The sequence below is a fragment of the Moritella sp. 36 genome, assembly GCF_018219415.1.
GTDB lineage: Bacteria > Pseudomonadota > Gammaproteobacteria > Enterobacterales > Moritellaceae > Moritella.
In genome coordinates this window covers 2,038,568-2,063,187 of sequence record NZ_CP056120.1, presented here as the reverse complement: position 1 = coordinate 2,063,187, position 24,620 = coordinate 2,038,568, and the positions used below count along the sequence as shown (strand labels likewise).

At 38.9% G+C, this 24,620-nt stretch carries 28 protein-coding genes and 1 riboswitch; of the genes, 4 read left to right on the top strand and 24 right to left on the bottom strand.

Annotated features, from left to right (window positions below):
* Nucleotides 1–4: 4 nt before the first annotated feature.
* Nucleotides 5–586 carry a thymidine kinase gene (locus HWV03_RS09340; RefSeq protein ID WP_211679447.1) on the bottom strand — a complete coding sequence of 194 codons (582 nt, stop codon included), beginning with the start codon at nucleotides 584–586 and terminating at the stop codon, nucleotides 5–7.
* A gap of 96 nt (nucleotides 587–682) precedes the next feature.
* Complete coding sequence (locus tag HWV03_RS09335; protein WP_211679446.1) at nucleotides 683–2,278, bottom strand: Na+/H+ antiporter NhaC family protein; 1,596 nt, start codon at nucleotides 2,276–2,278, stop codon at nucleotides 683–685.
* 110 nt (nucleotides 2,279–2,388) lie between these two features.
* A riboswitch (Lysine riboswitch) is annotated at nucleotides 2,389–2,574 on the bottom strand.
* 329 nt (nucleotides 2,575–2,903) lie between these two features.
* Here HWV03_RS09335 and HWV03_RS09330 point away from each other — a divergent pair.
* Complete coding sequence (locus HWV03_RS09330) at nucleotides 2,904–3,305, top strand: H-NS family histone-like protein (RefSeq protein WP_211679445.1); 402 nt, start codon at nucleotides 2,904–2,906, stop codon at nucleotides 3,303–3,305.
* A gap of 10 nt (nucleotides 3,306–3,315) precedes the next feature.
* Nucleotides 3,316–3,747, top strand: a complete 432-nt coding sequence (locus HWV03_RS09325; RefSeq protein ID WP_211679444.1) for an HIT domain-containing protein — start codon at nucleotides 3,316–3,318, stop codon at nucleotides 3,745–3,747.
* 244 nt (nucleotides 3,748–3,991) lie between these two features.
* Here HWV03_RS09325 and HWV03_RS09320 read toward each other — a convergent pair whose 3' ends face one another.
* Both HWV03_RS09320 and HWV03_RS09315 read right to left on the bottom strand, forming a co-directional pair.
* A complete protein-coding gene (locus tag HWV03_RS09320; protein ID WP_211679443.1) occupies nucleotides 3,992–4,234 on the bottom strand; it encodes a DUF3820 family protein in 243 nt (80 codons plus the stop codon).
* Nucleotides 4,235–4,353: 119 nt separating this feature from the next.
* Nucleotides 4,354–5,001 (bottom strand): tRNA-uridine aminocarboxypropyltransferase, encoded by a 648-nt coding sequence (locus HWV03_RS09315; protein WP_211679442.1) that lies wholly within the window; start codon nucleotides 4,999–5,001, stop codon nucleotides 4,354–4,356.
* Between the two features lie 31 nt (nucleotides 5,002–5,032).
* On the opposite strand from HWV03_RS09315, the gene rrtA reads away from it, so the two are divergent.
* Nucleotides 5,033–5,611: a rhombosortase gene (gene rrtA / locus HWV03_RS09310; protein ID WP_211679441.1), complete on the top strand. Its 579-nt coding sequence runs from the start codon at nucleotides 5,033–5,035 to the stop codon at nucleotides 5,609–5,611.
* Nucleotides 5,612–5,648: 37 nt separating this feature from the next.
* On the opposite strand, the gene pyrF is transcribed toward rrtA, so the two are convergent.
* The 12 genes from pyrF to HWV03_RS09250 form a co-directional block, all read right to left on the bottom strand.
* Entirely contained in the window at nucleotides 5,649–6,350 is a 702-nt protein-coding gene (gene pyrF / locus HWV03_RS09305) for an orotidine-5'-phosphate decarboxylase (RefSeq protein ID WP_211679440.1), read from the bottom strand.
* Between the two features lie 56 nt (nucleotides 6,351–6,406).
* Complete coding sequence (gene lapB, locus HWV03_RS09300; protein WP_211679439.1) at nucleotides 6,407–7,576, bottom strand: lipopolysaccharide assembly protein LapB; 1,170 nt, start codon at nucleotides 7,574–7,576, stop codon at nucleotides 6,407–6,409.
* Nucleotides 7,577–7,584: 8 nt separating this feature from the next.
* A complete protein-coding gene (locus HWV03_RS09295) occupies nucleotides 7,585–7,872 on the bottom strand; it encodes a lipopolysaccharide assembly protein LapA domain-containing protein (RefSeq protein WP_211675108.1) in 288 nt (95 codons plus the stop codon).
* Between the two features lie 160 nt (nucleotides 7,873–8,032).
* Nucleotides 8,033–8,317: an integration host factor subunit beta gene (gene ihfB, locus HWV03_RS09290; RefSeq protein ID WP_211679438.1), complete on the bottom strand. Its 285-nt coding sequence runs from the start codon at nucleotides 8,315–8,317 to the stop codon at nucleotides 8,033–8,035.
* A gap of 68 nt (nucleotides 8,318–8,385) precedes the next feature.
* Nucleotides 8,386–10,053 (bottom strand): 30S ribosomal protein S1, encoded by a 1,668-nt coding sequence (gene rpsA, locus HWV03_RS09285; RefSeq protein WP_045110730.1) that lies wholly within the window; start codon nucleotides 10,051–10,053, stop codon nucleotides 8,386–8,388.
* A gap of 122 nt (nucleotides 10,054–10,175) precedes the next feature.
* On the bottom strand, nucleotides 10,176–10,850 hold the full coding sequence (gene cmk / locus HWV03_RS09280; protein WP_211675107.1) for a (d)CMP kinase: 675 nt from the start codon (nucleotides 10,848–10,850) through the stop codon (nucleotides 10,176–10,178).
* Between the two features lie 196 nt (nucleotides 10,851–11,046).
* Complete coding sequence (aroA, locus tag HWV03_RS09275; RefSeq protein ID WP_211679437.1) at nucleotides 11,047–12,330, bottom strand: 3-phosphoshikimate 1-carboxyvinyltransferase; 1,284 nt, start codon at nucleotides 12,328–12,330, stop codon at nucleotides 11,047–11,049.
* Nucleotides 12,331–12,385: 55 nt separating this feature from the next.
* On the bottom strand, nucleotides 12,386–13,498 hold the full coding sequence (gene hisC, locus HWV03_RS09270; RefSeq protein WP_211679436.1) for a histidinol-phosphate transaminase: 1,113 nt from the start codon (nucleotides 13,496–13,498) through the stop codon (nucleotides 12,386–12,388).
* Nucleotides 13,499–13,637: 139 nt separating this feature from the next.
* A complete protein-coding gene (serC, locus tag HWV03_RS09265; RefSeq protein WP_211679435.1) occupies nucleotides 13,638–14,729 on the bottom strand; it encodes a 3-phosphoserine/phosphohydroxythreonine transaminase in 1,092 nt (363 codons plus the stop codon).
* A gap of 94 nt (nucleotides 14,730–14,823) precedes the next feature.
* On the bottom strand, nucleotides 14,824–15,102 hold the full coding sequence (locus HWV03_RS09260) for a hypothetical protein (RefSeq protein ID WP_045110735.1): 279 nt from the start codon (nucleotides 15,100–15,102) through the stop codon (nucleotides 14,824–14,826).
* A gap of 76 nt (nucleotides 15,103–15,178) precedes the next feature.
* A complete protein-coding gene (locus HWV03_RS09255) occupies nucleotides 15,179–16,585 on the bottom strand; it encodes an NAD(P)H-hydrate dehydratase (protein ID WP_211679434.1) in 1,407 nt (468 codons plus the stop codon).
* A 45-nt stretch (nucleotides 16,586–16,630) separates the two neighbouring features.
* A complete protein-coding gene (locus HWV03_RS09250; protein WP_255547141.1) occupies nucleotides 16,631–17,488 on the bottom strand; it encodes a DMT family transporter in 858 nt (285 codons plus the stop codon).
* A gap of 212 nt (nucleotides 17,489–17,700) precedes the next feature.
* Between HWV03_RS09250 and HWV03_RS09245 the strand changes: the two genes are divergently transcribed.
* Nucleotides 17,701–18,192 (top strand): peptidylprolyl isomerase, encoded by a 492-nt coding sequence (locus tag HWV03_RS09245; RefSeq protein WP_211675101.1) that lies wholly within the window; start codon nucleotides 17,701–17,703, stop codon nucleotides 18,190–18,192.
* A gap of 126 nt (nucleotides 18,193–18,318) precedes the next feature.
* Here the strand turns inward: HWV03_RS09245 and HWV03_RS09240 are convergent, their stop codons facing one another.
* The 8 genes from HWV03_RS09240 to HWV03_RS09205 form a co-directional block, all read right to left on the bottom strand.
* On the bottom strand, nucleotides 18,319–18,717 hold the full coding sequence (locus HWV03_RS09240) for a GFA family protein (RefSeq protein WP_211679432.1): 399 nt from the start codon (nucleotides 18,715–18,717) through the stop codon (nucleotides 18,319–18,321).
* A 15-nt stretch (nucleotides 18,718–18,732) separates the two neighbouring features.
* Nucleotides 18,733–19,212, bottom strand: a complete 480-nt coding sequence (locus HWV03_RS09235) for an HAD family hydrolase (protein WP_211679431.1) — start codon at nucleotides 19,210–19,212, stop codon at nucleotides 18,733–18,735.
* A gap of 56 nt (nucleotides 19,213–19,268) precedes the next feature.
* The gene (locus tag HWV03_RS09230) at nucleotides 19,269–19,913 is read right to left on the bottom strand and encodes a class I SAM-dependent methyltransferase (RefSeq protein WP_211679430.1); all 645 of its coding nucleotides are present in this window, start codon (nucleotides 19,911–19,913) and stop codon (nucleotides 19,269–19,271) included.
* Nucleotides 19,914–20,201: 288 nt separating this feature from the next.
* Nucleotides 20,202–20,828, bottom strand: a complete 627-nt coding sequence (locus HWV03_RS09225) for a LysE family translocator (protein WP_211675097.1) — start codon at nucleotides 20,826–20,828, stop codon at nucleotides 20,202–20,204.
* A gap of 85 nt (nucleotides 20,829–20,913) precedes the next feature.
* Nucleotides 20,914–21,342, bottom strand: coding sequence for an SRPBCC family protein (locus HWV03_RS09220; RefSeq protein ID WP_211679429.1), 429 nt, complete (start codon nucleotides 21,340–21,342; stop codon nucleotides 20,914–20,916).
* 12 nt (nucleotides 21,343–21,354) lie between these two features.
* The gene (locus tag HWV03_RS09215) at nucleotides 21,355–22,155 is read right to left on the bottom strand and encodes a PhzF family phenazine biosynthesis protein (protein ID WP_255547140.1); all 801 of its coding nucleotides are present in this window, start codon (nucleotides 22,153–22,155) and stop codon (nucleotides 21,355–21,357) included.
* A gap of 29 nt (nucleotides 22,156–22,184) precedes the next feature.
* Entirely contained in the window at nucleotides 22,185–22,598 is a 414-nt protein-coding gene (locus tag HWV03_RS09210; RefSeq protein ID WP_211679428.1) for a GFA family protein, read from the bottom strand.
* A gap of 313 nt (nucleotides 22,599–22,911) precedes the next feature.
* Nucleotides 22,912–24,390 (bottom strand): PhoPQ-activated protein PqaA family protein, encoded by a 1,479-nt coding sequence (locus HWV03_RS09205; RefSeq protein ID WP_211679427.1) that lies wholly within the window; start codon nucleotides 24,388–24,390, stop codon nucleotides 22,912–22,914.
* Between the last annotated feature and the right edge of the window lie 230 nt (nucleotides 24,391–24,620).

The window sequence follows — 24,620 nt, the reverse complement described above, 5'->3', positions numbered from 1 at the left end:
TCGATTAACGGCTCGCATTACCATTCATGAAATGTTTACGGCACAGTGAGACGTAACGCTCATTACCGCCAATTTCAACTTGTTCACCTTCTCTTAGTACCACACCACTATCACTTACTCTAGCATTCATGTGTGCTTTATTTCCGCACCAGCAGACAGTTTTAAGCTCTTCAACTTTATCCGCTAGGCACATTAAGTGATACGAACCTTCAAACATCTCTAATTTAAAATCTGTTTTCAGCCCATAAACAATCACAGGAATATTAAGTTCGTCGACAACACTGGCTAATTGGTAAACCTGAGCTCGAGATAAGAATTGACCTTCATCAATAATAAATACATCAATCTTTTGATTTTCTAATCGTGTAGAAACAGTGGTAAATAAATTGGTCTCTTTCTCAAATACATCAACTTCTAGTTTTAATCCAACACGCGCACCTATAACACCCCTACCGTAACGACTATCACACTCAGGCGTCATCGCTAATGGGTGCATACCACGCTCAATATAATTAAAGTGAGCTTGGATCAATTGTGTTGATTTACCTGAATTCATTGCTGCAAATTTGAAATGCAAAGATGCCATTTTATACCCTCAAAAAAAACGCCTGTATCAACAGGCGTATATAATTACTTAACATTAATACCATTCATTATAAACAGCGTGTTATTAATGTCTTATTTATACTTTATGACTTAAGCGCGACATAATAGCAACCACAATTATAAATGCAATTGCTGAAGCGATAAAGCCCGATAGAACAGAACTTGTTATACCGAGTACCAAATAACCAATCGCACTTACTAACGCAATTGATAGCGCATATGGAAGCTGTGTCATTACGTGATCCATATGATGGCAGTTTGCCCCCGTTGACGATAGGATCGTAGTATCAGAGATAGGTGAACAATGATCGCCAAATACAGAACCCGCAAGCACAGATGCTAACATAGGTAACATCAACGAAATTTCAGTACCCGCAGCCATATCTCCCGCGATTGGTAACATGATACCGAATGTGCCCCAGCTTGTTCCCGTTGCAAATGCCATAAAGCCAGCTAATACAAACATGATAATCGGTAATACACTCATTGGGATTGAATCACCCACTAATGCAGCAAGGTATTTACCCGTTTCCATAGAACCAATAGTTGAACCAATAGCCCATGCGAAGAATAAGATATAAACCGCTGGTAGCATTGATTTAGCACCGTGGAAACTTGCTTGTGCGAGTAATGAAATAGACACACCAGAAATAAGGCTCAGCACAAGTGCCACAGCAAGACCAGATAAGGCACCATAAACTAAAGAACTACCTACATCTGTATTTTCAAATGCGCCGAGAATATCAAATGCTTTGCCATCCGCTGCTAGCGCCGATGCGCCCGAGTTCATCATAAAGAAGATAGTTGCAAAGATGAGCACTAAAATAGGTAAAATCAAACCTGAAATATGACCACCTTCAGCTTCTTCTAATTCTATTGTTGAACCCGCTGGGTTACCCTTTTTAGCATCAAACAACTCACCATTTGTTGCCGCTTTTTCTTCTTTTGCCATCAAGCCAAAATCAAGGTTGAAGCAAGCAACCGCAAATACCATGGCAATAGCAAAGATAGCGTAGAAGTTCATTGGTATCATTTGAACAAATGCCGCTAGAGGACTGATATCCGTAATAGCGTGACTGGCTAAAATACCACCGATAACAGCAATGATATAAGCACCCCAACTTGAGATTGGCATTAAAACACACATAGGAGCTGCGGTAGAATCAAGCAGATAAGCTAATTTAGCACGAGAAACTTTATAATGGTCTGTCAGTGGACGACTTACGCTACCCACCGCAAGGCTATTAAAGTAATCATCAACAAAGATGAAAACACCTAAAAAAGCTGTCAGTAATGTACTACCACGACGAGTCGTAATTCGCTGTTTTGCCCAGTCCGCAAACGCACTGGTTGCGCCGCTTACCATCATAATACTCGTTAACATACCCAGTATGAACAAGAATATGATGATTGATAAGTTCCAAGTATTGAACGAACCCACGTCCCAGAATGAGCCTTTGCTCGCATCACCCGATTCCCAAACCAAACTTAATGATAAGTCTACAAGGTGTTTAGCTGCACTAACAACATTAAAATCGGTTAGAAATAGTGCGCCAAGTAAGATACCACAACCAAGTGATAACAATACTTTACGTGTAAAAATTGCTAATGTAAGTGCAACTAGTGGTACAACTAGCGATAACGCTGAGTCTGAATAATTAATGAGTTCCATGATCCCTTTGACCTAATAATTTTTACAGGGAACGACTAAACAAGACAGATGAGATGTGCAATAAGGATATTTACAATATGATAGATGTAAAGATTACCCATATTCTCTTCTATTTCAGTAGCGCCCCATAGTTAATATAAAATTGACTATGACAGTGATGTCTCTATTCGAACACATCCCCAGAATGAATATCTTTAGCTTAAATGCTCATTCTTCGGCGCAATTCCCTTTTGTGTCGTTATTACCGGAGCTACCTAAACAACACTACTTATGAATTGCGCACCTCTACTTAGGAGGAAGCACAATAGTAGCAGGTAATTTCACCAATTCAAGACAATATCAGTTTCAACGTTCACAAAACAAACAAAAACCAATACAAAAATCCAATTGACAAACCCGTTATTACTAATGATAACTATATCGACTTTAAATAATAGACCATTAAATAGTTTAAAAAGTTACATGGCTAAACCTATTTAACTTACTTATTCTATTCTAGATAAGTTTAATAAATTAGTGTAAATAGATTATTGGTATTTATTTAACTATTGTATATTAACGGCATTAAAGTATATTAATATTATTGCAGTTTATTAATCCCACCATCTATATTTAGGTACTAATTATGAATGATTTTATTAAAGTGTTTTTAAATGCTCGTAGCCTACGCGCTGTAACAAAAGAATTAAGCGTTGTCCAACTTGAAGATGTTTTAATTAAATTCACAAAGATTGTTGAAGATAGAAAAGAGTCTGAAGCCGCTGAATTAGAAAAGCAGCAAGAAAAACAAGTAATGATGAACGAAATACTATTACAACTGAAAGAAAACGGTATCAGCCCTGAAGAATTAATGAATTTAACTGATTCAACAATTGAGAAAACAAAGACTAAACGTGGTCCTCGCCCTGCAAAATACTCGTATGACCTAAACGGTGAAACGAAAACATGGACAGGTCAAGGACGTATGCCCTTGCCACTTCAAGAAGTGATGAATGAGAAAGGTTCAATTGAAGAATTCTTAATATAGAGGGATTCGCGTGACTCAGTTTTTATTGCATCCACAACTTGCAGCTGATACAACCTTAATTGGTGAGTTCCCGCTATGTCAGGTACTGTTAGCAAACGACGGTAATTTCCCGTGGTTAATTTTAGTACCTAAAGTTAATGGCATCACTGAATTTCATGAATTAACAGATGAGCAGCAGGCTCAATTTTTAATTGAATCAAATACAGTAAGTCGGTTATTAAAAGATAGGCTAAGTGCAGATAAAATAAATATCGCAGCATTAGGGAATATGGTACCGCAATTACATATTCATCATGTTGCGCGTTTTAAAGAAGATGCTTGCTGGCCAAAACCGATTTGGGGTCAACTCCCTCCAATAAGCAGAACACAGCAGCAAGCAGCCCAGCTGATAACGATGATATCAACTACGCTGAAAGCTGGATTTATCAGCGAATCAAATTAATTGTTGGTATAACCATCCGGGTTATTTGATTGCCAGCGCCAAGTGTCAACCGTCAACCGTCATGTCTGATACTTGGCGTGTTGCTTTCCAACCGAGTTCTCGTCAGCTAGGTCTGTCGCAGCATAACATTTTGCCCTGCGGAGAATAACTCTAAAACTGTATGGCAACCAATATACCCAACCCCACCAGTTACTAAAATTGCCACTCTAAATTCCTTTTTAAAGCGTAAATATTAAATAAAGGTTTACTGCCCTTCGCTATTTAAATATTTCGATGGGCGCTTCAACAATGGCGCTAGCATAGACTCAAGTCCATTTAACTTCACTTCGTATATTAGTGCAAGTTGTTGGCCTAACTTAGAATCAGGAAAGCCGTTACTGTGAAACCAAACTAAATAAGGTTCAGGTAATTCAAGTAAAAGCCGTCCTCGGTATTTACCAAACGGCATCACAGTATTAATTGCTTCAATTAACTGTTGTTGTGACATATAAAATCCAATGTTAACGAATGATCTAGTGTAATACGACTCATTTAGCCATAATGTTTCACATTATTAAGCTGCTTATCTGACTGAGGTACTTTTATTTTATCTGAGAATATCTAAGACTATTTATAATTTTTATTAAATAAACCCGCTGGCATCTGTGCAATTTGAAAATTAATCATATATTCAAATGCAGTCAGCAAAGGCTGATATTTTATTTTATCTTTTTCTAATGTTGAAAGTAATAAGTAACCGGCTTCAACCGTCGATAACCCCCCTTCGATCGAGGTTTGTCTAATTGTATATTGGCTTTTTTCTTCAGCGCTCAATCGCACAGCAGGTATACCTTGTAAATTCATTGATGTTTGATACATTTTAAATGCTTTACGCCATGTACCATCCAATAAAATAAACGTGCGCTTCATGTTATGCTTTAAAATTGCACTGTTACTAACCATATCACTGCTTTTTGTAAGGCTCAATCGCTCCACCTCAATACTCTCTTCACTTGGGTAGAGTAAATAACATCGACGCGTTGGATCGTTTAATATTTCATTTAACTGCGTATTATCAGTAAAGTTCTCGCCAATTATAATTTGACATTGTGGTAATGAAAGATTGAGAATACGGGCGGTTCCGATCGCATTTTTAACTTCACCTGGGTGTTGTAATATAATTAATTCAATATCAGAATCAATAACCGTTATGTGCTGACATATACAGGCTGCTAATGCTTTATCACATACAGTACACTTTTTTCTTTTACTCACGACAAACCTAAATATTATGGATTGATAAGATATGCTAATTCAACATAGATGGCTAAGCTGGCTCATTCTCGGACTGTTATGCCTTATTATTTATGCCTTATCCACCGAAAATATAACCGCCTTAGATTATAACAGGGAATTGATTATCGATGGTGAATTATGGCGTTTAATCACTGGTAATTTTAACCATACAAATATCTATCATGTACTGCTAAACGTCTGTGCGTTGGCTGTTATTAGCGGACTACATTACCGTTATTATAGTGCGACGGTTTACCTTAGTTTAATTTTATTATTATCAATTGGCGTTGGCGCAGGTATATTCTTGCTATCGCCTAGCACGCATTTATATGTCGGATTATCAGGTATACTACATGGCATTATCATTGTCGGCGCGATTATTGACGTAACGAAAAAGTATTATTCCGGTTACATTTTAATTGCAGGTACGATTATCAAAATCATCAATGAACAATTTTTCAATAGCCCAATAGAGATGAGTAAGTTAATTCAAGCCCAAGTGCTCACCGAGGCGCACCTGTATGGTCTTGTAACAGGATTAATCATTGCCCCACTGTTTGTTTATCTAAACAAAAAAAAGAGCGCCTGAGCGCTCTTATCGAGATATATTGAATCAAATAAGAAGTTTAGCTCGCTAAACTTTCATTAATGTCAGTTAACACTTGCATTGGTGATTCAGCTTGTGTAATTGGTCGACCGATAACTAAGTAATCTGAACCAGCAGTAACCGCTTCAACAGGTGTCATTATACGACGTTGATCTCCAGCAGCACTACCTGCAGGACGAATACCTGGCGTGATCAATAAGAAAGAATCGCCCAATTCTTTTTTCAGCATTGATGCTTCTTGTGAAGAACACACTACACCGTCTAATCCACTTTTGTGTGTTAGCGTTGCTAAACGGATAACCTGTTCGGCTGGTGTAATATTAACACCCATTTGTGCGAGATCTTCTTGCTCCATACTTGTTAATACAGTAACAGCAATCAGAATCGGTGCTTTATCGCCATAAGGAACCAGCGCTGCTTTTGCCGCTTCCATCATACGTTGACCACCACAAGCATGTACATTCACCATCCACACACCCAACTCAGCAGCAGCAGCAACAGCTTTCGCTACTGTATTTGGAATATCATGAAACTTGAGGTCCAAGAATACATCAAAATCACGTGCAACTAATTTGCGAACAAATTCTGGTCCAAATAACGTGAACATTTCTTTGCCTACTTTCAGACGGCATTGGCTAGGATTGATTTTATCAACAAAATTCAATGCACTTGCTTCATCAGCATAATCAAGTGCGACAACTACTTTACTCTCTTGCAACATATTTTTTCCTAGGTCCGAGTTACTCATTATCGTATTACAAATTCGTTCTATATATACTATTCGCCATCTAAGCCTCGAATAGGTTTCACACTGCCCCAACGCTTACACGATGGACAATGCCAGTATATTCGTTTAGTACTAAAGCCACATTGGCTACATCGATAAATAGGCTTCAACTTAAGCTGTTCACCAACAAGATTGCGTAGCATAGCTAAACTTTCTTTTGCCTTACCTTCTTCTGCAGCTTGTTCTTGATACTGCATTAGATGATAAAAGCCTTTCATTGTCGGCGTGCGAACAATTTGATTTAACATCAGCTTTTCAGCTGGCTCTAACCCCACACTGCTCACTGTAAAATCAGCTAATGCAATCGCAACACTAATACCCGCTTTATTATTTTGGGCGTCGTTAAGAAAGTGAATAAAACCATCTTCATTATTAATTTCAGTGTAACAATCTTTTAGTTTCTGTAAAATCTCGGTGACAAAATCAATATCCTGAGTCATTACATGCTCAAGCCAGACAATGGCCTTTTTATAATCGTCTTGCTCAATGTAAAAATCTGCCAGCATGATACTCGCTCTGACACATTGCTTATCATACTGTAAGGCTTTTTTAAGACTCGCTAAACGTTTTTTAGGTTCATTTACTAATGATGTAGAGGCTGCTAGCGCACAATGAAAATGTGCAACTTTACGTTCAACTTTCGTATCGCCCATTTTCTTTAATCTAATTCCAATCGCAATGGCTTGCTCCCACTCCTTGGTCTGTTCATAAATAATAATAAGTTGTGATAAAGCGGTTTGACGGTGATCAGGTTCATCAATCAATTTCAAAAATAATTCTTCAGCGCGATCAACCAAACCCGCAGCAAGATAGTCACGCGCAAGTTGTAATAATGCAAGGTTACGCTGTTCATGCGTTAATGAAGGCCGTGCAATTAAATTTTGGTGGATCTTAATTGCACGTTGTACTTCACCACGTTGGCGGAATAAATTACCGAGTGCCAAATGCGTATCGATCGTTTCACTATCAACATCAAGTAAATCAATAAATAAATCCACCGCTTTATCAGGTTGGTCTGATAATAAAAAGTTAAGCCCCGTCACATACTCTCTAGACATAGTATGTTGCTTATCTTGTTGTAAATAGCGGCCATTTCTTCTACCCATATACCAGCCATACGCGGCGGCAACAGGAAGTAAAAGAAATAAAAGTTCAAACATACAGTAAATTAACCTTTAATATCAGCAGCACGTAATCGTTCAAGCTCTGTAACTTGACGTTTTGATTTACGTTTTAATTTCGACAGTGATAATTTTAATTTCATTAACAACAGCCCCATACAGACACCAGCCACGACTAAACCAGAAACGAATGCACCAACAAGCAGAGAAGATAATTTAAACGAATCTAGCGCAATTAGGTAATTAAAATCAACTAACTGATCGTTGCTAGAAGCAAATGCTGCAGCAAGCGCCAGTGTGCAAGCGATAATAATAAAAAAGATAAATGATTTCATCGACGTCCTCTGTGATATAAATAGCAATAAAGGGATTATCGCCAATTAATGGGCCAAGTGCTAGTAATATATGGTGTAATCCATAAACTATGGGTCCGTGTGAAAAAAAAGCAAAAAAAAACGACACACCAAAGTATGTCGTTTTTGCAAGTATCAACGGCTATAAAGAAGCGTTAACACGATCTCGAAGTTCTTTACCAGGTTTGAAATGAGGTACATATTTTCCCTCTAATTCAACCTTTTCACCTGATTTAGGATTACGCCCAATTCGAGGTTCACGGTAATGTAGAGAAAAACTTCCAAAACCCCGAATTTCAATTCGATCACCAGTTGCTAAAGTATCTACCATCTGATCAAGTATAGCTTTCACAGATAATTCAACATCTTTAGTCGCCAGCTGTGAATTTGCAGAGCAAAGACGTTCGATAAGTTCTGATTTTGTCATATAATCTCCATATAAGAATATTGTCGACATCGTACTAATGAGGGATGAATAAACATCCCTCCGGCTGATTATTCGCCTTTAGCAGCTTTAAATGCTTCTGCCATAGCAGATAGACCAGACTCTTGCGGTTGGCTGTTAACACTAGCCATTGCTTCTTTCTCGTCAGCTTCATCTTTAGCTTTAACTGAAAGACTAATTACGCGGTTTTTACGATCAACACCAACATATTTAGCTTCAAGTGATTCGCCTACAGATAATACTAGGCTTGCATCTTCGATACGGTCACGAGAGATATCGCCAACACGGATGTAACCTTCAACACCTTTAGCTAGTTCAATCGTTGCGCCTTTAGCGTCAACAGAAGAAACTGTACCATTAACAATAGCATTCTTCTTGTTATTCGCTAGGTATTCGTTGAACGGGTCTTCATCAATTTGCTTGATACCTAAAGAAATACGTTCACGCTCTGGGTCTACTTGTAGAACTACAGCTGTGATTTCGTCGCCTTTTTTGTACTCGCGAACTGCTTCTTCACCAGTAGCATCCCAAGAGATGTCTGAAAGATGAACTAGACCGTCGATGCCGCCGTCAAGACCGATGAAGATACCGAAATCTGTAATAGATTTGATCTTACCAGTAACTTGCTCGCCTTTGATACGTGAAGTTGAGAAGTTTTCCCAAGGATTAGCAATACATTGCTTAAGACCTAGAGAGATACGACGACGTTCTTCGTCGATATCAAGAACCATAACTTCAACAGAATCGCCAACGTTAACAACTTTAGAAGGGTGGATATTTTTGTTAGTCCAATCCATTTCTGAAACGTGAACTAGACCTTCAACGCCTTCTTCGATTTCAACGAAACAACCGTAGTCAGTTAGGTTCGTAACTTTACCCGTAAGCTTAGTGCTTTCAGGGTAACGTTTCGCGATAGCTACCCATGGATCTTCACCTAGCTGTTTAAGGCCTAGAGATACACGTGTACGTTCACGATCGAATTTAAGAACTTTAACATTGATTTCGTCACCAACATTAACGATTTCACTTGGGTGCTTAACGCGTTTCCAAGCCATATCAGTAATGTGAAGAAGACCATCAACACCACCAAGATCAACGAATGCGCCATAGTCCGTAAGGTTCTTAACGATACCTTTAACTTCTTGACCTTCTTGAAGGTTAGCAAGAAGTTCTTCACGTTCTGCACTGTTTTCAGTTTCGATAACTGCGCGACGAGAAACAACTACGTTGTTACGTTTTTGGTCAAGTTTGATTACTTTGAACTCTAACTCTTTGCCTTCAAGGTGAGTAGTGTCACGTACAGGACGAACGTCTACTAGAGAACCTGGTAAGAATGCGCGAATTGTGTTCACTTCAACCGTGAAACCACCTTTAACTTTACCGTTGATAACACCGATAACAGTTTCTTGATCTTCGTATGCTTTTTCAAGCTGAATCCAAGACTCATGACGTTTAGCTTTTTCACGAGAAAGTTGAGTTTCACCGAAACCGTCTTCAATTGATTCTAGTGCTACATCAACTTCTTGACCAACTTCAACTTCAAGTTCGCCAGCAGCGTTCTTGAATTCTTCAGCAGGAATAGAAGATTCTGATTTAAGACCAGCGTCAACTAAAACGTAACCGTTTTCGATTGCAACAACAGTTGCTTTGATGATGCTACCAGGAGCAGCAAGTTCTTGTAGTGACTCTTCAAAGAGTAAAGCGAAAGATTCATTCATAATGAGTTATTTGTACTTATAAAACGTTCACATAAGCAATCCGGCTAATGTGGGTTGTTAATCAAAAGTCATCATCATCCTTGATGCTTGACCGCTAAATAATCGATAGAATACCGACTACTTTAAATTTTACCTTCTGCAAAAGCCAACACACTAGCAAGTACGTCTTCGATCAACATAGATGTCGAATCGATAACAAGTGCATCATCTGCAGGCTTTAGTGGAGCGACCAATCGGTTGCGATCTTGATGATCACGTTTCTCGATCTCCTCCAGAAGGGCTGGCATGTTAACATCGAAGCCTTTGTCTTGCAACTGATTAAACCGGCGAATGGCTCTTTCTTCAGCAGAAGCATCTAAAAATATTTTCACACTGGCATCAGTGAAGACAACAGTGCCCATATCACGGCCGTCGGCAATTAAGCCAGGCGCAACACGGAAGTCACGTTGACGTTGTAACAACGCTGCACGAACTGCCGGATATACCGCTGTACGAGAGGCTGCAAAACCCGCTTCTTCTGTACGAATTTCACGTGATACATTCTCGCCTTCAAGGATCACTTGCAAGCCATCATCCGTTGGGACAAAACGTACGTCTAAGTTTGCAGCTAATGCAGTGAGTGCTTCTTCGTTATCTAAATTCACGTTATGGTGCATCGCAGCTAAGGCTAATACACGATAAATAGCGCCACTGTCTAGTATATGCCAACCTAGCTTAGCCGCAAGTAATTGGCATAAAGTACCTTTACCAGAGCCACTCGGCCCGTCAACTGTAATAATTGGTGCTACTGCTGTCATAAATTCTCCAAACTCGATATTTAACATACAACTTTAAACAGTGCTGTATGGATCTGGCCGCGATTATAACGGATCTTCATGAAAATAGTATGAAATAATAACCGCAAATAAAAAATAGCGAGGCATCACCTTATCAGTAATACCTCGCTATTTAAGAACAACGCTAATAACAGCATCAAATAGGGCAACGCTCAATTTAAGCTTGAACTAAACCTTTAAATTGCTCAAAATAATCTGGGAACGTTTTTGATGTACAGCCTGGATCATTAATCGTTACAGGAGCATCACTTAACGCAACTAATGAGAAACACATAGCCATACGGTGATCGTTATAAGTATCAATAGCAGCGTGAATCAATTTCGCAGGAGGGGTGATTTTAATGTAGTCATTACCCTCTTCTACTTCTGCACCCACTTTACGTAATTCAGTCGCCATTGCCGCTAAACGGTCAGTTTCTTTCACACGCCAATTGTATACATTACGAATAACCGTTGTACCTTTTGCAAACAATGCGGTTGTCGCGATTGTCATTGCTGCATCAGGAATATGGTTCATATCCATATCAACGGCATTTAATTCGCCGACTTCAGCTTCGATATAACTATCAGCCCAAGTGATTTTACCACCCATTGCTGCAATTACATCTGCAAACTGGATATCACCTTGGATTGATTTTTTACCAATACCCGTCACACGGATCTTACCACCTTTAATTGCCGCTGCAGCAAGGAAATAAGACGCAGAAGAAGCATCACCTTCAACTAAGAAGTCACCCGCGGCTTGATATGTTTGCTTACCTTTAATACTAAACGTCTGATAATTGTCATGACTTACCGTTACACCGAATTGCTGCATGATATGCAATGTAATTTCAATGTAAGGTTTAGAAACAAGCTCACCAAGGATCTCTATCCTTGTATCATTTTCTGCCAGTGGTGCAGCCATTAAAAATGCAGTTAAGAACTGGCTAGATACGCTGCCATCAATCTTAATATTACCACCTTTCAAGCCAGTGCCTTTAATAAGCACTGGTGGGTAATCTTCATTTTTCAAATAAGAAACATCTGCGCCAGCTTGACGTAAACTGTCAACTAAGCTGCCAATTGGACGCTCTTCCATACGTGGTTCGCCGGTCAATTCAAACTCACCTTCGCTCAAACATAACGCTGCGCATAATGGACGCATTGCCGTACCTGCGTTACCTAAAAATAGCTCAAGTTTTTCTTCTACAGAAAATGCACGACCCAAGCCAGTTACTGTACAAATTGTTTTACATGTAGACAGATCATACTGCACACCTAATTTTGTCAGTGCGTTTAACATATGACGAATATCATCACTGTCTAATAAATTTGTTAAACGCGTTGTGCCTTCAGCCAGCGCAGCAAGTAGCAATGCACGGTTTGAAACACTTTTAGAGCCTGGTAAGTTAATAGTACCTGATACTTTACCAATTGGTTGTAATGTTAATTTTTCCATAAATTTATTCACTTAATTTTTGATTAATACAACGAATAGTCGCTAGCGTTACTTGCTATGCGTCTAACTCAACCAACACTGTCAGTAGCGCCTTCATGAAGGTTTTATTTTCCCGTTCAGTGCCAATGCTCACTCGCAAATGCTTTGTTAAACCATAACCCGCAACAGGACGAACAATTACGCCCTTATGCAATAATGCTTGGTACACAATAGCCGGATCTTGAACAAGTTCCACGGTAATGAAATTACCTTTAGACGGTATATAACCAATACCCTGCTCACTGAAAAATGTTTCTAACACAGTCCGTTGTTCATTATTTAACGCCACACTCTCGGTTAAAAAATCATGATCAGACAATGCCGCTTGCGCAGCCGCTAATGCAAAACTATTACAATTAAATGGCTGACGAACGCGGTTTAAAATATCCGCTATATCCGGATGTGACATGCTATAACCAACACGTAAACCCGCAAGGCCATAAGCTTTAGAGAAAGTACGTGTGATAATTAAATTTGTAAACTGATTTAACCAAGTAATTGACGGCGCTTGTAGCTCTTTATCTACGTATTCAAAATACGCTTCGTCCAATACAACAATCACGTCTTCTGGCACTTTGCTTAAAAAGTCATATAAGGCTTCAGCTGTTAAAAACGTACCCGTCGGATTATTTGGATTTGCAATAAAGATAAGACGTGTACGCTCGGTAATTGCGGCCAGCATTGCAGGTAAATCATGCCCCCAATTTTTTGCTGGTACAGCCACTCCCCTTGCTCCAATCGCTTGTGTCACTAATGGATAAACCACAAATGCGTGCTGCGCAAAAATAACTTCATGCTCTGGCGTAACAAAGCTGCGAGCGATGAGTTCCAGTACATCATTTGAACCATTACCTAAGGTAAATTGTGCTGGCGCAAGATCGTATTTATCTGCTAACGCTTGCTTTAGATAGAAGCCATTCGCATCTGGATAACGGGTGATACCCGATAGTTCTTTCTCTAATGCTGCTTTAACTAATTCACCAACACCCAATGGATTCTCATTCGATGCCAATTTAACAATATCTGTTAGCCCTAGTTCACGCTCTAATTCATCAGTCGGTTTTCCCGCTTGATAAGGGTGTAAACCTTGTACCCCTGTATTTGCTAAAGCAAAAAAATCACAACTCATAATAAATCCTTGTAGACGGCACTCTTATTTAGTTGGCACGCTTGTCATCGACATTAACCATGCTCAACACATTTTTCCATTGCCTTTAAATACGTATTAATTGTTCTATTGCTAAGAACGCTTTCTTATCTATTCGCGATTAACGCTGTTGACGTTCAAATTTTTCCATAAAGCCAATAAGTGCTTTCACACCTTCGATTGGCATCGCATTATAAATACTTGCGCGCATACCACCGACAATACGGTGACCTTTTAATGCCATTAAATTCGCATCTTGAGATTGTTGTAAGAACGCCGCATCCAGATCACTTGATGCTAATGTAAACGGCACATTCATTTTTGAGCGGTTACCCGTCGCTACGTTGTTACTGTAGAAATCGCTGCTATCAATATAGCCATAAAGTAGCTTGGCTTTTTCTGCGTTAATTTCTTCAATAGCAGACAGACCACCTTGTGCTTTTAACCACTTGAACACAAGTCCTGCTAAATACCAAGAATAGGTCGGCGGCGTATTAAACATCGAGTCATTTTCAGCCATCAGCTTATAGTTAAAGATTGATGGGGTTTCTTGTTTGGCTTTACCGAGCAGATCATCACGTACAATCACGACACCCAAACCTGATGGGCCGATGTTCTTTTGCGCACCCGCATAAATAATACCGAACTTGCTAATATCTAATGGTTTAGAAAGGATATTTGATGACATATCAGCAACAAGCGGGATATCACCTGTGTCAGGGATATCATTAATCTCAATGCCTTCGATAGTTTCATTCGGGCAGTAATGTACATAAGCCGTGTTTTTGCTTGATACTTGCCATTGTGATGCAGGTTTAACTGCAACAATACCATCGGTACTTGGCATTAGAATATTGGATTCATTAATCTGGCAGTATTTCTTACCTTCAACAACCGCTGATTTTGACCACTGGCCAGTTAATAGGTAATCAGCTTCAGTTTTATCACCAAGGATATTCAGGGGCACAGCAGCAAACTGACCGCGACCGCCACCTTGTGAAAAGATAACCTTGTAGTTGTCTGGAATGGCTAATAGATCACGTAAGTCTTGCTCTGCGGCAGAAGCGACAGCCATGTAGTCTTTACTACGATGACTGAGTTCCATTACCGATACGCCGGTATTATTCCAATTAATAAATTCTTTTTGGGCTTGTTCCATCACTGCATGTGGCAACATTGCGGGACCAGCGCAAAAATTATAAGTCTGACTCATATCCATAATCCTTGTTAACAAAGCAGCTTAAACGTTTTAAACCCTTATTGAATGACTATCTAATGTAAGCCATTAATGTTGTTTTTCAAAGCAATTATTTAATTACCTTTATCGCCTTCTTAGGCAAAGCTGATCTCGCGAAAAAGATAACTATTGTGCCGATAGCCATTGATAACATAGCCAATCCAAACTGAGCGTCACTCCCTATTCCCATTATGAGTAAAAACAGACCGATAACAATAAGTAATGAGCCAGTGAACATAGATACACGAGGATGTGTACTAACAAAATCAGTCTGTTTAGCCGATGCCTTTAAACCTTGATGTTTATGCGAATGCTTTGCTGCTTTACGTTTATGCTTTCTTGTTGACATAACACACTCCAAAATTAACGAATTTAATATGCTATTAATTACTTAAAATAATGATTATTTAAGATAGTCATGGTCTTTACAGTCCTTTTACTCCCTCGATGATATCCATTGGTGTTAAAGCGTAATTATTCTTAGTATAGGTTTTTGCTGACATAGCGTGAGCGAGACTTGCCGTAATTGTCGCATTTATGACACTGTACCTTTGCGCTAACAATGCCGAAATCAATCCCGTTAACACATCTCCAGATCCACCTTTACTCAGAATATTACTTCCCAAAGGATTGATGTAAATAATATTATTATAGGTGATAAGCGAGTTCGCGCCTTTTAACAACAGCACAGTTTTGGGATAATTTATAGCAAAGAGTCTTACATACTTGAATCTATTATTTTGCAGCTCTGCTACGGTTATTTCTGCGAGATTGATTAACTTCAGCAGAGAGCAGAACTCTTTAGGGTGTGGCGTCAACACCACATTTTCATGATTTAAAACCGTTAGAATAATCTCGTCATGAAATAAATCTGCATCAACAACTTTTGGAATATCAATATCTAAAATCTGTTCTATTTCCGCTTTTATAAATTGGCCAAGTCCCATACCAATTGCGATCGCAGTGCATTTTTCAGGCAGGGTATGCTGTCGCATAATATGAAACGGTATATTTACATTGTCGTCTGTAATCACAGTGACCAAACCTGCACCAAATGCAAAAGCGGCTTCAGCTGCAATGATCCCCGCCCCTGTTTTATTACCGACAATGACGCTTAAATGCCCAAATGACCCTTTGTGCGAGTTTTGTTTTGTACGTAATGGCAATTGCATATCAAAGGGATCTAAAAGATAGGTATTAGTTGTCGTTTCATAAATACTGCGATGCACACCTAAGTCGCTGACAATAATATCTCCGGTATAATCCTTCGCGACATCACTGTAAAGTTGCGTTTTTAACGCCCCCATAGTGATGGTTATGTTCGCGCAAAAGCCGACGGTGGTTACTTTTCCCTGCTTATTTATCCCTGAAGGAATATCACATGCAATTTTATGCCCAGGCCAAGAATTTATTCGTGTGATCAGACGCTGCGACTCGTTATCCAGATCTCTGTTTAATCCGGAGCCAAAAAGGCAATCGACAATAACATCGGGCGTGTGTTCAAGTGCTAGTTCAGATAAGCTCTCGATGATCTTAACACCTAAAAGCTTGGCTCTTTTATATTGCAATTTTGCCATCGCAGATTTCACATGATACGGCATAAGCATACAGACATCGTATTGAGAGTATAAAAGTCTGGCAAGCGCGATTCCATCTGCACCATTATTTCCTGAACCGCAAACGATAAGTACCTTTTCATTACTTGAAAACTTACCGTGTATATATTGCATCATCGACGCAGCGGCATGCTCCATCAGTAAATCTTCACTTAACCCAAACAGATCAACACATCGCTTATCTAAAGCGTTCACATCATCAAATACCTTTTGCATTCGTTACTCCATTATTGAACGTCTTTAGACAAGTATGCTTTATGATCAGCCTGCTTGCTTGTGTTTTATTGATCTTCGATTAAGGCTACCAAATGCGTTAATTAACGCACCCAGAATAATTAAACTGCCTCCAAACCAAGTCCACAGGGAAGGTACTTCACTAAACAATAACCAACCGAATATAATTGAGAAAACAACTTGCACATAAGAATATGCCGTCGCTTTGCTCGCTACTTCTGTTTGCATTGCTTTGGTTAACCCCAGCTGCCCTATTTGAGTGAAAATACCAATAAAAATCAACAATACAAACGCTTCTGTATTGGGCAGAACAAAATCATCACCAAGTAAGATTAATGACAGGGGTAATGCAACAAGTGGAAAATAAAATATAATCACAGAACTATCTTCGGTACTACTAAGACGCTTAACAATCACATAAGCAATCGCACTCCCCAACGCACCCAGCAGTGCAACTGCAACGCTGAATAAAGGTAACTCGGCAGTCCCTGAAAATGTCAGGCTTGGGCTAACAATAAGTAATAGCCCTATGATGCAAAACAGAATGCAGATAATAGTCGAGCGTTGAATACGTTCTTTAAGAAAAATTAAGGCTAGTATTGCCGTAAATACGGGATGTAAATATTGTAGAATAGTGGCCTCAGCTAAAGGCAAAGTCGTTACCGCGAAATAAACACAGATGAGGGCTAATGAACCAACAGTACCACGCGCCATAAGTAGTTTTTTATTATTGCCCCAAACGGATATGCGTTTACGACGCACGTCCACGTAACTAATAATTAATGAAACAATTGCTCTTGCTGCAACAATTTCAAAAACAGGAATACCATAAGTACTGACTAATTTAACAAAGCTCGTCATAATCGAAAAAGCCAATGCTGACATCAGCATGAACCTTACACTAACAGGAATATTTTTTATAAATTGAGCTGGCATAGGGAGTGATTAACTTCAGATGGTTAGAAAAAATGATCTTATAAAAGAAATTGCTTAAATGAAAGTAGTTTTAAATATTCACGACTACAGTTTAGCGTTATGTTTGCGTATACTGCGCGATTAAATTAATACCAACACTAATACAAAGATGGTGCAACAGAATGATTATTTTTACCACAAACTTAGGTGACATCGAAATTGAACTGAATATGGAGAAAGCGCCAGTCACGTCAAAGAACTTTCTACGCTATTGCAAAGAAGGTTTTTATGAAGGCACTATTTTTCATCGCGTGATTAAAGACTTCATGATCCAAGGTGGTGGTTTTACTGAAAAAATGCAGGAAAAGAAGACTCGTCCAGCCATTGCTAACGAAGCTAATCGAGGCCTTAAAAATGTGATTGGTTCAATCGCAATGGCACGTACAGATTCGCCACACTCTGCGACAGCGCAGTTCTTTATTAACTTAGATGATAATGATTTTCTTGATCATACCGCAACGACAAACGCTGGCTGGGGCTACACGGCATTTGGTACTGTTACCGCGGGAATGGATGTAGTTAACATGATTGCATTTTCAAGAACGACAACAGTAAAAGGTCATGAAGATGTACCGAGCGAAGCTATCATTATTAAGAAAGTAGTTATTAAATAATGCATTAGGATGCCATAAATCGTTTATGGCATCCTTGTTATGAGTTCGAACGGACGCAGCTAAATCTTTATTACAGCATTCACAATTCGGTCTCAGTACTAACATTTTGACGTCCTTATCTAAATATCAATCAAATTCAAGTTGCTGAGGTAGATCATCAGTGATGTCATGCCATGCAGCCTTACTCCCCACGTAAACATGTCGTGTTGCTTTGACTTTTGGATCGGTATCGAGCGTCCCAAAAGGGAAACCAAGTATGTCAGGGTAAGCATCAAATTTTGTAAACAGACTCGAACCACATTCAGCACAAAAACCTTTATGTTCACCAGGTGAAGATTCGTAAAACTTAATGAATGCTTCACCTTCAAGAGTTTTCCAACTCTCGGTTTTTATCTTTGCTCTGGTTCTAAATGCCGACGCGTGTAATTTACGGCACATACTACAATGACAATTGAGTACATCGTCAAATTCGCCATCAATTTCGTATTGCACTATATTACACAAACAACTTCCTTTGTTGATCATCATTCTTCCTTAAATTTATAGATTACATAATTCACTGAGGTGTTTAATTTGTTGATAATTATCACTAACCTCTACCCCTGAGGCATCAGGCCTATACCAAATCGCATTCAATCCAGCCTCAATAGCTGGCACTATATCGCGATGTAACATATCACCGACCATGGTAACGTCGCTTGCATCAACACCAAGCGCTTCTACCACCGCTTGATAATAAGCCGCAGTTCCCTTACCAATACCTAAATTTGATTGGCAAAAAAATTCTAATATGTACCCTGCAAGCCCAACGCGTTCAAATGCAGCTTTAATATCCTCTTCACTTGAGTCCGCAGCACCAGTCGCGACATAAAGTTTACAACCCTGTTGCGACAGTAAAGCCAACGTATCATGTGCCCCGTTTATCGCTTCAACATGCTCCCAATTACACATCTTACCTTTCATATGCGCTGGATTAACCATTAAGGTATCACCCCAATCAAACAGATAAATCTTAGCCATCATGCACTCCTTTCCGTTTAATCGTTTTGTGCTTATTCTTTACGCTAGAGGGTATATTAAGCTTTACATACAATAACATGCACAAGCTTATCGACACTCTCACCAGTATTACTTAAACCATGTTCAGTAAATTCATGGACACTTTCAATGTTAAAACCCACTTCGCGCAGAAGATTACAAGCACTAGAGTCATCATACAATTCAAAACCATACTTCACAAAAGGAAGGTTTTTCATAAACTCTCGGTTTCCGAAAGCAATACAGAAAGTGCCGGATGGCTTCAATACTCGTCTAACTTCAGAAAGGTGTCCATAGGGGTTGTCCCAAAAATATAAGGTGTGAACCGTAAACACCTTGTCAAAGTAACCAGCTTCGAAAGGAAGATCCGCTGAGTCACCACACTCAAATTTGGCAACCCCTTTTCTAACCTGAGAGTCATTAAGCCTGCTAGCCTCGGCAACGAGCGCTGTTGAAATATCAATTCCCACATAATTAATGCCTTTGGCTTCTTGCAAGACTTCCTGCACGAATGCCCCATTACCGGGTCCAATTTCTAGCACCCTATTGTCGTCATTTAATTCTAATAGGTTTATGCATTCTCGATTAAGGTTATAATTTGCCTTATTCATACTAATACCAACTTCAAGCGCTTTATCTCCGCTCGGACATCGAAGTTGAGATGCTAAATGTTCAGGTTCCATATTGAACGTCCTTATAAATCATCAACAAAGTTTAAGTCTGCTTCACCGCGGATTCAGTGCTTGGTCTATGTTTACGTATTAACGCCTTTTCGTAATATTGACGCCAAATATCTGCATTTTTTTCCATAAAGTCTGCTTATTTACTCTTGCTCAAGGCCATTATCATGATTAAAAGATCATGACGTGATCGACTAAATATTTAGACCCGTCCATCAAGTTATCCATGATAGGCGTTGCTATCTCCCACAATTCTGCTTCTGACATACTTTCAAACGTCATGTTATATCCTTATTTTTGTGTCAGAATCATTGAACTGAAATATATCATGGCAGTGCCCGAAAGCCTTTGAACCCAATTTCCCATTCTGGTATTTTTAGCCGATGATTTTATTTTCTCTATTGCTAAGGTTACACCGACAAACCACATGAATATGATGCTTGCATGAATTGAAACTAACGAAAATGCATTCAAATACGAGAAATTGTCGGGTGATATAAATTGAGGAAAAGCTGCTAAGTAAAACATCGATACTTTTGGATTTAGGATTTGAGTGATGAACCCTTCATTAAAATAACCAACTCCGTTCTTCTGAGCATTGATTTTTTTATTCGTTTCGGTATCGCTGCTCTTTGTTTTGTAAGAGCTAATAATTGCCTTTACGCCGATATAAAACAGATACCCAGCACCGAGTATTTTAATGATGAAAAATAACTCTGCTGATTGCATCAATAATGCAGAAAATCCGAAAATAGACAGCGCGCCATGAAAGAAGGTTGCCGTGGTTAATCCGAAAATATTCAAGATGGAAGCTCGCTGTCCCTGTGACGACGCAGTTTTTAAAATTAACACGCCATTTGGGCCTGGTGATACAACTAAAAGTAACGCGATCAAGCTAAAAGCTAATATATCATTCACTATTATTTACTCCTTTTTAGTGACTATAAAAATATTCCTTCAATAACCAGTACACTTTGTAATATCGGTCTTCTAAGATAGGACGTTAACTAACGTCTTTACAGCCGGACTCAGCTGCAAGTTTCAACCCCCTAAGGGTATGAGGTAAGCCTTTGCTAATTCCAGTTCCGATCAAACGGCCAAATATTGGGGATAACAACCCTGTAAAAGACACCTTATGTAAAACAGCTGTATCTTTACCATTAGGTTCCAGTACATGCTCAAAGGTCATTTTACACAATGGCAAACGGCTAGTTACTGTGAATAATTTATCTTTCACAACTTCCGTGAGTAATATTTTAGATTCAGGACCGTTTATAGGTTTTAATTTACCCATTGCTCCAGCTTCAAATAGTCCATCGATAGATGCACTTTTAACATCAGGATCCCATGATGACCAAGCGTCCACATTTTCATAAATCGCGAATATATTTGCAGCCGATGCATTAATACTTATTTTATGTTCAAATTCCATTTTGATTTAACCTTATTCATTTTTTAGTTCGTCGATAAAATTAACAACTTGCGTAAGTAAAACATTCACCGTCAATTCAATGCTATCACTTTGGCTCTGACTAACATGGAAAAAACCACCTTGGATTGATAACTGTCTTACCTCGAGTTCTTTTACAGATAACTTATTTAACCAATATGGCGCTAATGAACATTGAGCTGACCCCGTGGCAATATCTTCATTAATCCCGATTTTAGGAGGAAAATACCTAAGTACATAACCACCAGCGCCTTTTTGAGCCGTTATGATTACGGCATGGTACTCACTGATACTTTTTATAACATCAAAGTCAGGTTCGAAGTCACGAACTTGCTCTTCACTATCTAGCACTAAAACCAAATCCCTTGTGCTGAATACATCAATAGCTTCCAAACCAAGTAATTTACTGTATTTTTTCAATTCGGGATTATGTTCTGACTGCCAGCTTGGCATAGTCATCGTATAACCATAAGTATATTTCTTGACTGAAATCACACCGTGCTTACTAACAAACTGGATATCAAGATCATGGTCAGGATCCATTTCGAAAATAGCGGCTGCAGCGGCTAAGCTACCATGTCCACATAGATTAATTTCGACACAACCCGCAAACCAACGGATTTCATAACTGTGTTTGATATAAACAATAAATGAAGTAATAGGTTGACCCAAGTTACGCGAAATAGTTTGTAACTCATGCTCTTGTAACCACGAAGTGAGTTTTACAACAGCTGCAGGATTACCCGTTGCGTTGTCACCAGTAAATACATTCAGTATATGTGCGTCGATAATCAATTCCTCCAATACATTAATGCCCAGTTAAATTATAAATCAGATACAAGCTTCCGATCAGCTGGATGGTTAACCCCATCATTAGTGACTATATCCTCGATATCAAAAGGATTAACGCCCTCGAGGCAACCAATGTTAAAACCATATTCACTTGGGTTAGAACGGCGTTGATGATGTGTATAAATACCACAATTAGAACAGAAATAGTGTTTAGCCGTATTGGTATTAAATTGATACAATCGCAGATCCTCAGCACCTTTAATAATACGAATACCATTAAGATCGACAGACCCAACAATTGCACCTTTCCGACGACAAATAGAACAGTCGCAACGCCTAGGTTTTTCAATGCCATTAGGTAACGACAATTCAAGCTCAACAGAACCACAATGACAGGTTAATTTATGCTTAGGCTGAATCTTAGCCTTCCCTACTTGCTTCAACATATTTAGAACTTCCCTATAAAATTAATACCGATGACTTTATTAACTAACGACTTCCATATTTAGACAACAGTCAAACAACAACGCATCACGCAATATTTAATCCAATATGATTTAATAACTTATCAGCATGCTCTTTTTCAATAAAGTCATCTTCACACGAGCAGTAAAGCATTTTTTGATAAGCCATACCGAGATATGCTATTGATACATGATGAAACACCAACGGTTCTCATTGGCCCCTACCTGTAACACTTGTATTTTTACGATAAAAGCCCCTCAGTAACAATAATCTGAGGGGCTATGTCAGTTTTCGTTACTGACTTTTAGCCTGAGGATATGTATTTGGTGTTATAAATGCGGGTGACGTCGTCACAAGTCGATTTGAGCCATCTTCATAGACAAACTCAATAAAACGTGAGGTGTAACCTGTCTTAGTCGTAATTGGTGCTAATTTATAAACACATTTTTGTTCAATACAAACACCTGCAATTTGTGTTTGTTTATACTCCATTTTTGCTGGATAAATACGGAAATCTCGATCCTTTGGATTATAACCTTCCCATAACGTTGCTTTAATTGGCTCAAAGTCTGTCGTTACGCTAATAACCTGATGATCTTTACTTGCATTCCAACGCACATCAGGCCTAGGAAGTTTATTAATAAACAAGGTGTAATATTCAATAAGCGCCGGATTCACGATCGAATAATCAATATAATGACGCTGATTAGGTAAAATCCGAAGTACGGTTTCTCCAGGTAAATCTTTCGCGTACTGTAAGTATGAATCCGGAACAAAAAAATCATCTGACGATGCGTTAATAATATATTTAGGCACAGCCAAACGTGAGGCATATTTTGAATAAGATAAATAAGCAATCGGATCTTCGATGCTCATTAATTTGTCGAATTCAAGACTCCCCATACGGTCCGTTACACCTTGCGCTTCATAATCATGAAATGCTAATGGCCAACCGTTTAGACTATTTTTTATATGAAGTAGGTTTTCTTTGGTGTTCAGAATATCGATAACAATAGGGATAATACCATTGACTCGGTCATCTACGATCGTTGTTAGCCACGCTGTCCAACCACGTTTGCTGGCACCCGATAACACAAAATCAGTCGGTTTTTGGTAATGACGTATATCGGCTTCCGATTGAATCATGTCCATTGCCTTAACAACCGCTTTCGTCATCGGTAAATGTGCAGGCCAATAAGCATTGTTTTCCGGATCATCCATGTATTGATTCCAAGTATAAGCAACAATATCGTCTTCACGTCTTGCTATGTCATCATCAAAACTTAAATACTGATCGGGGACATCTTGTAGATCTGCAACAACAGATTGAGTTGCCTTTACAAGCCCCTCAAAATCCACCTTTGCTGGTTTAGGGTTAGATTTACCCTTTTCTTCAAACCGCGTGCCACCATTAATATAAAGGAATGATTGCGATGAAGTGACATGATCTGGTACATAAAGCACTAGCGTGTGCTTCCAGTCACGTCCAGAGTTGCTTATTGTTTTATCAGGCCAAAATTGGCTCGTTAATGTATAGGTATATACGGTTAAAGCCGCTTCCTTTCTATATTCACTCTTTTCTAGCTTCCAGCTCGCCGGTGTCGACGAATCTGAATTTACAAAACACGACAACACATTTTGGGGATGCGTTTTTAACTCTGATTTTAAACATAACGTATTTTCATCCGCAAATACTGCGCTAGATATTAAACTAAGTGCACACCCAAATAGGAAACCTTTACTCGCTTTTTTTGTAAAACCAATGCTATACATTTCTGCATCCTTTCAAACATCAAAAAATAAAATAATTATCTAGCTCGGTGAACTAGAGCATTACGTTAACTTAAATCCAAAGACTAGTGATAAATAACCATATCACTAACGGAATAATAGAATGCTAAGATTGCACTGAATAACGATTTTAATCAATCAGTTATTTACTATTGTTGAGGTTCACCCATTCGTACATCTCCCCTCTTCAAACTTTATATTATTCTTTAAAA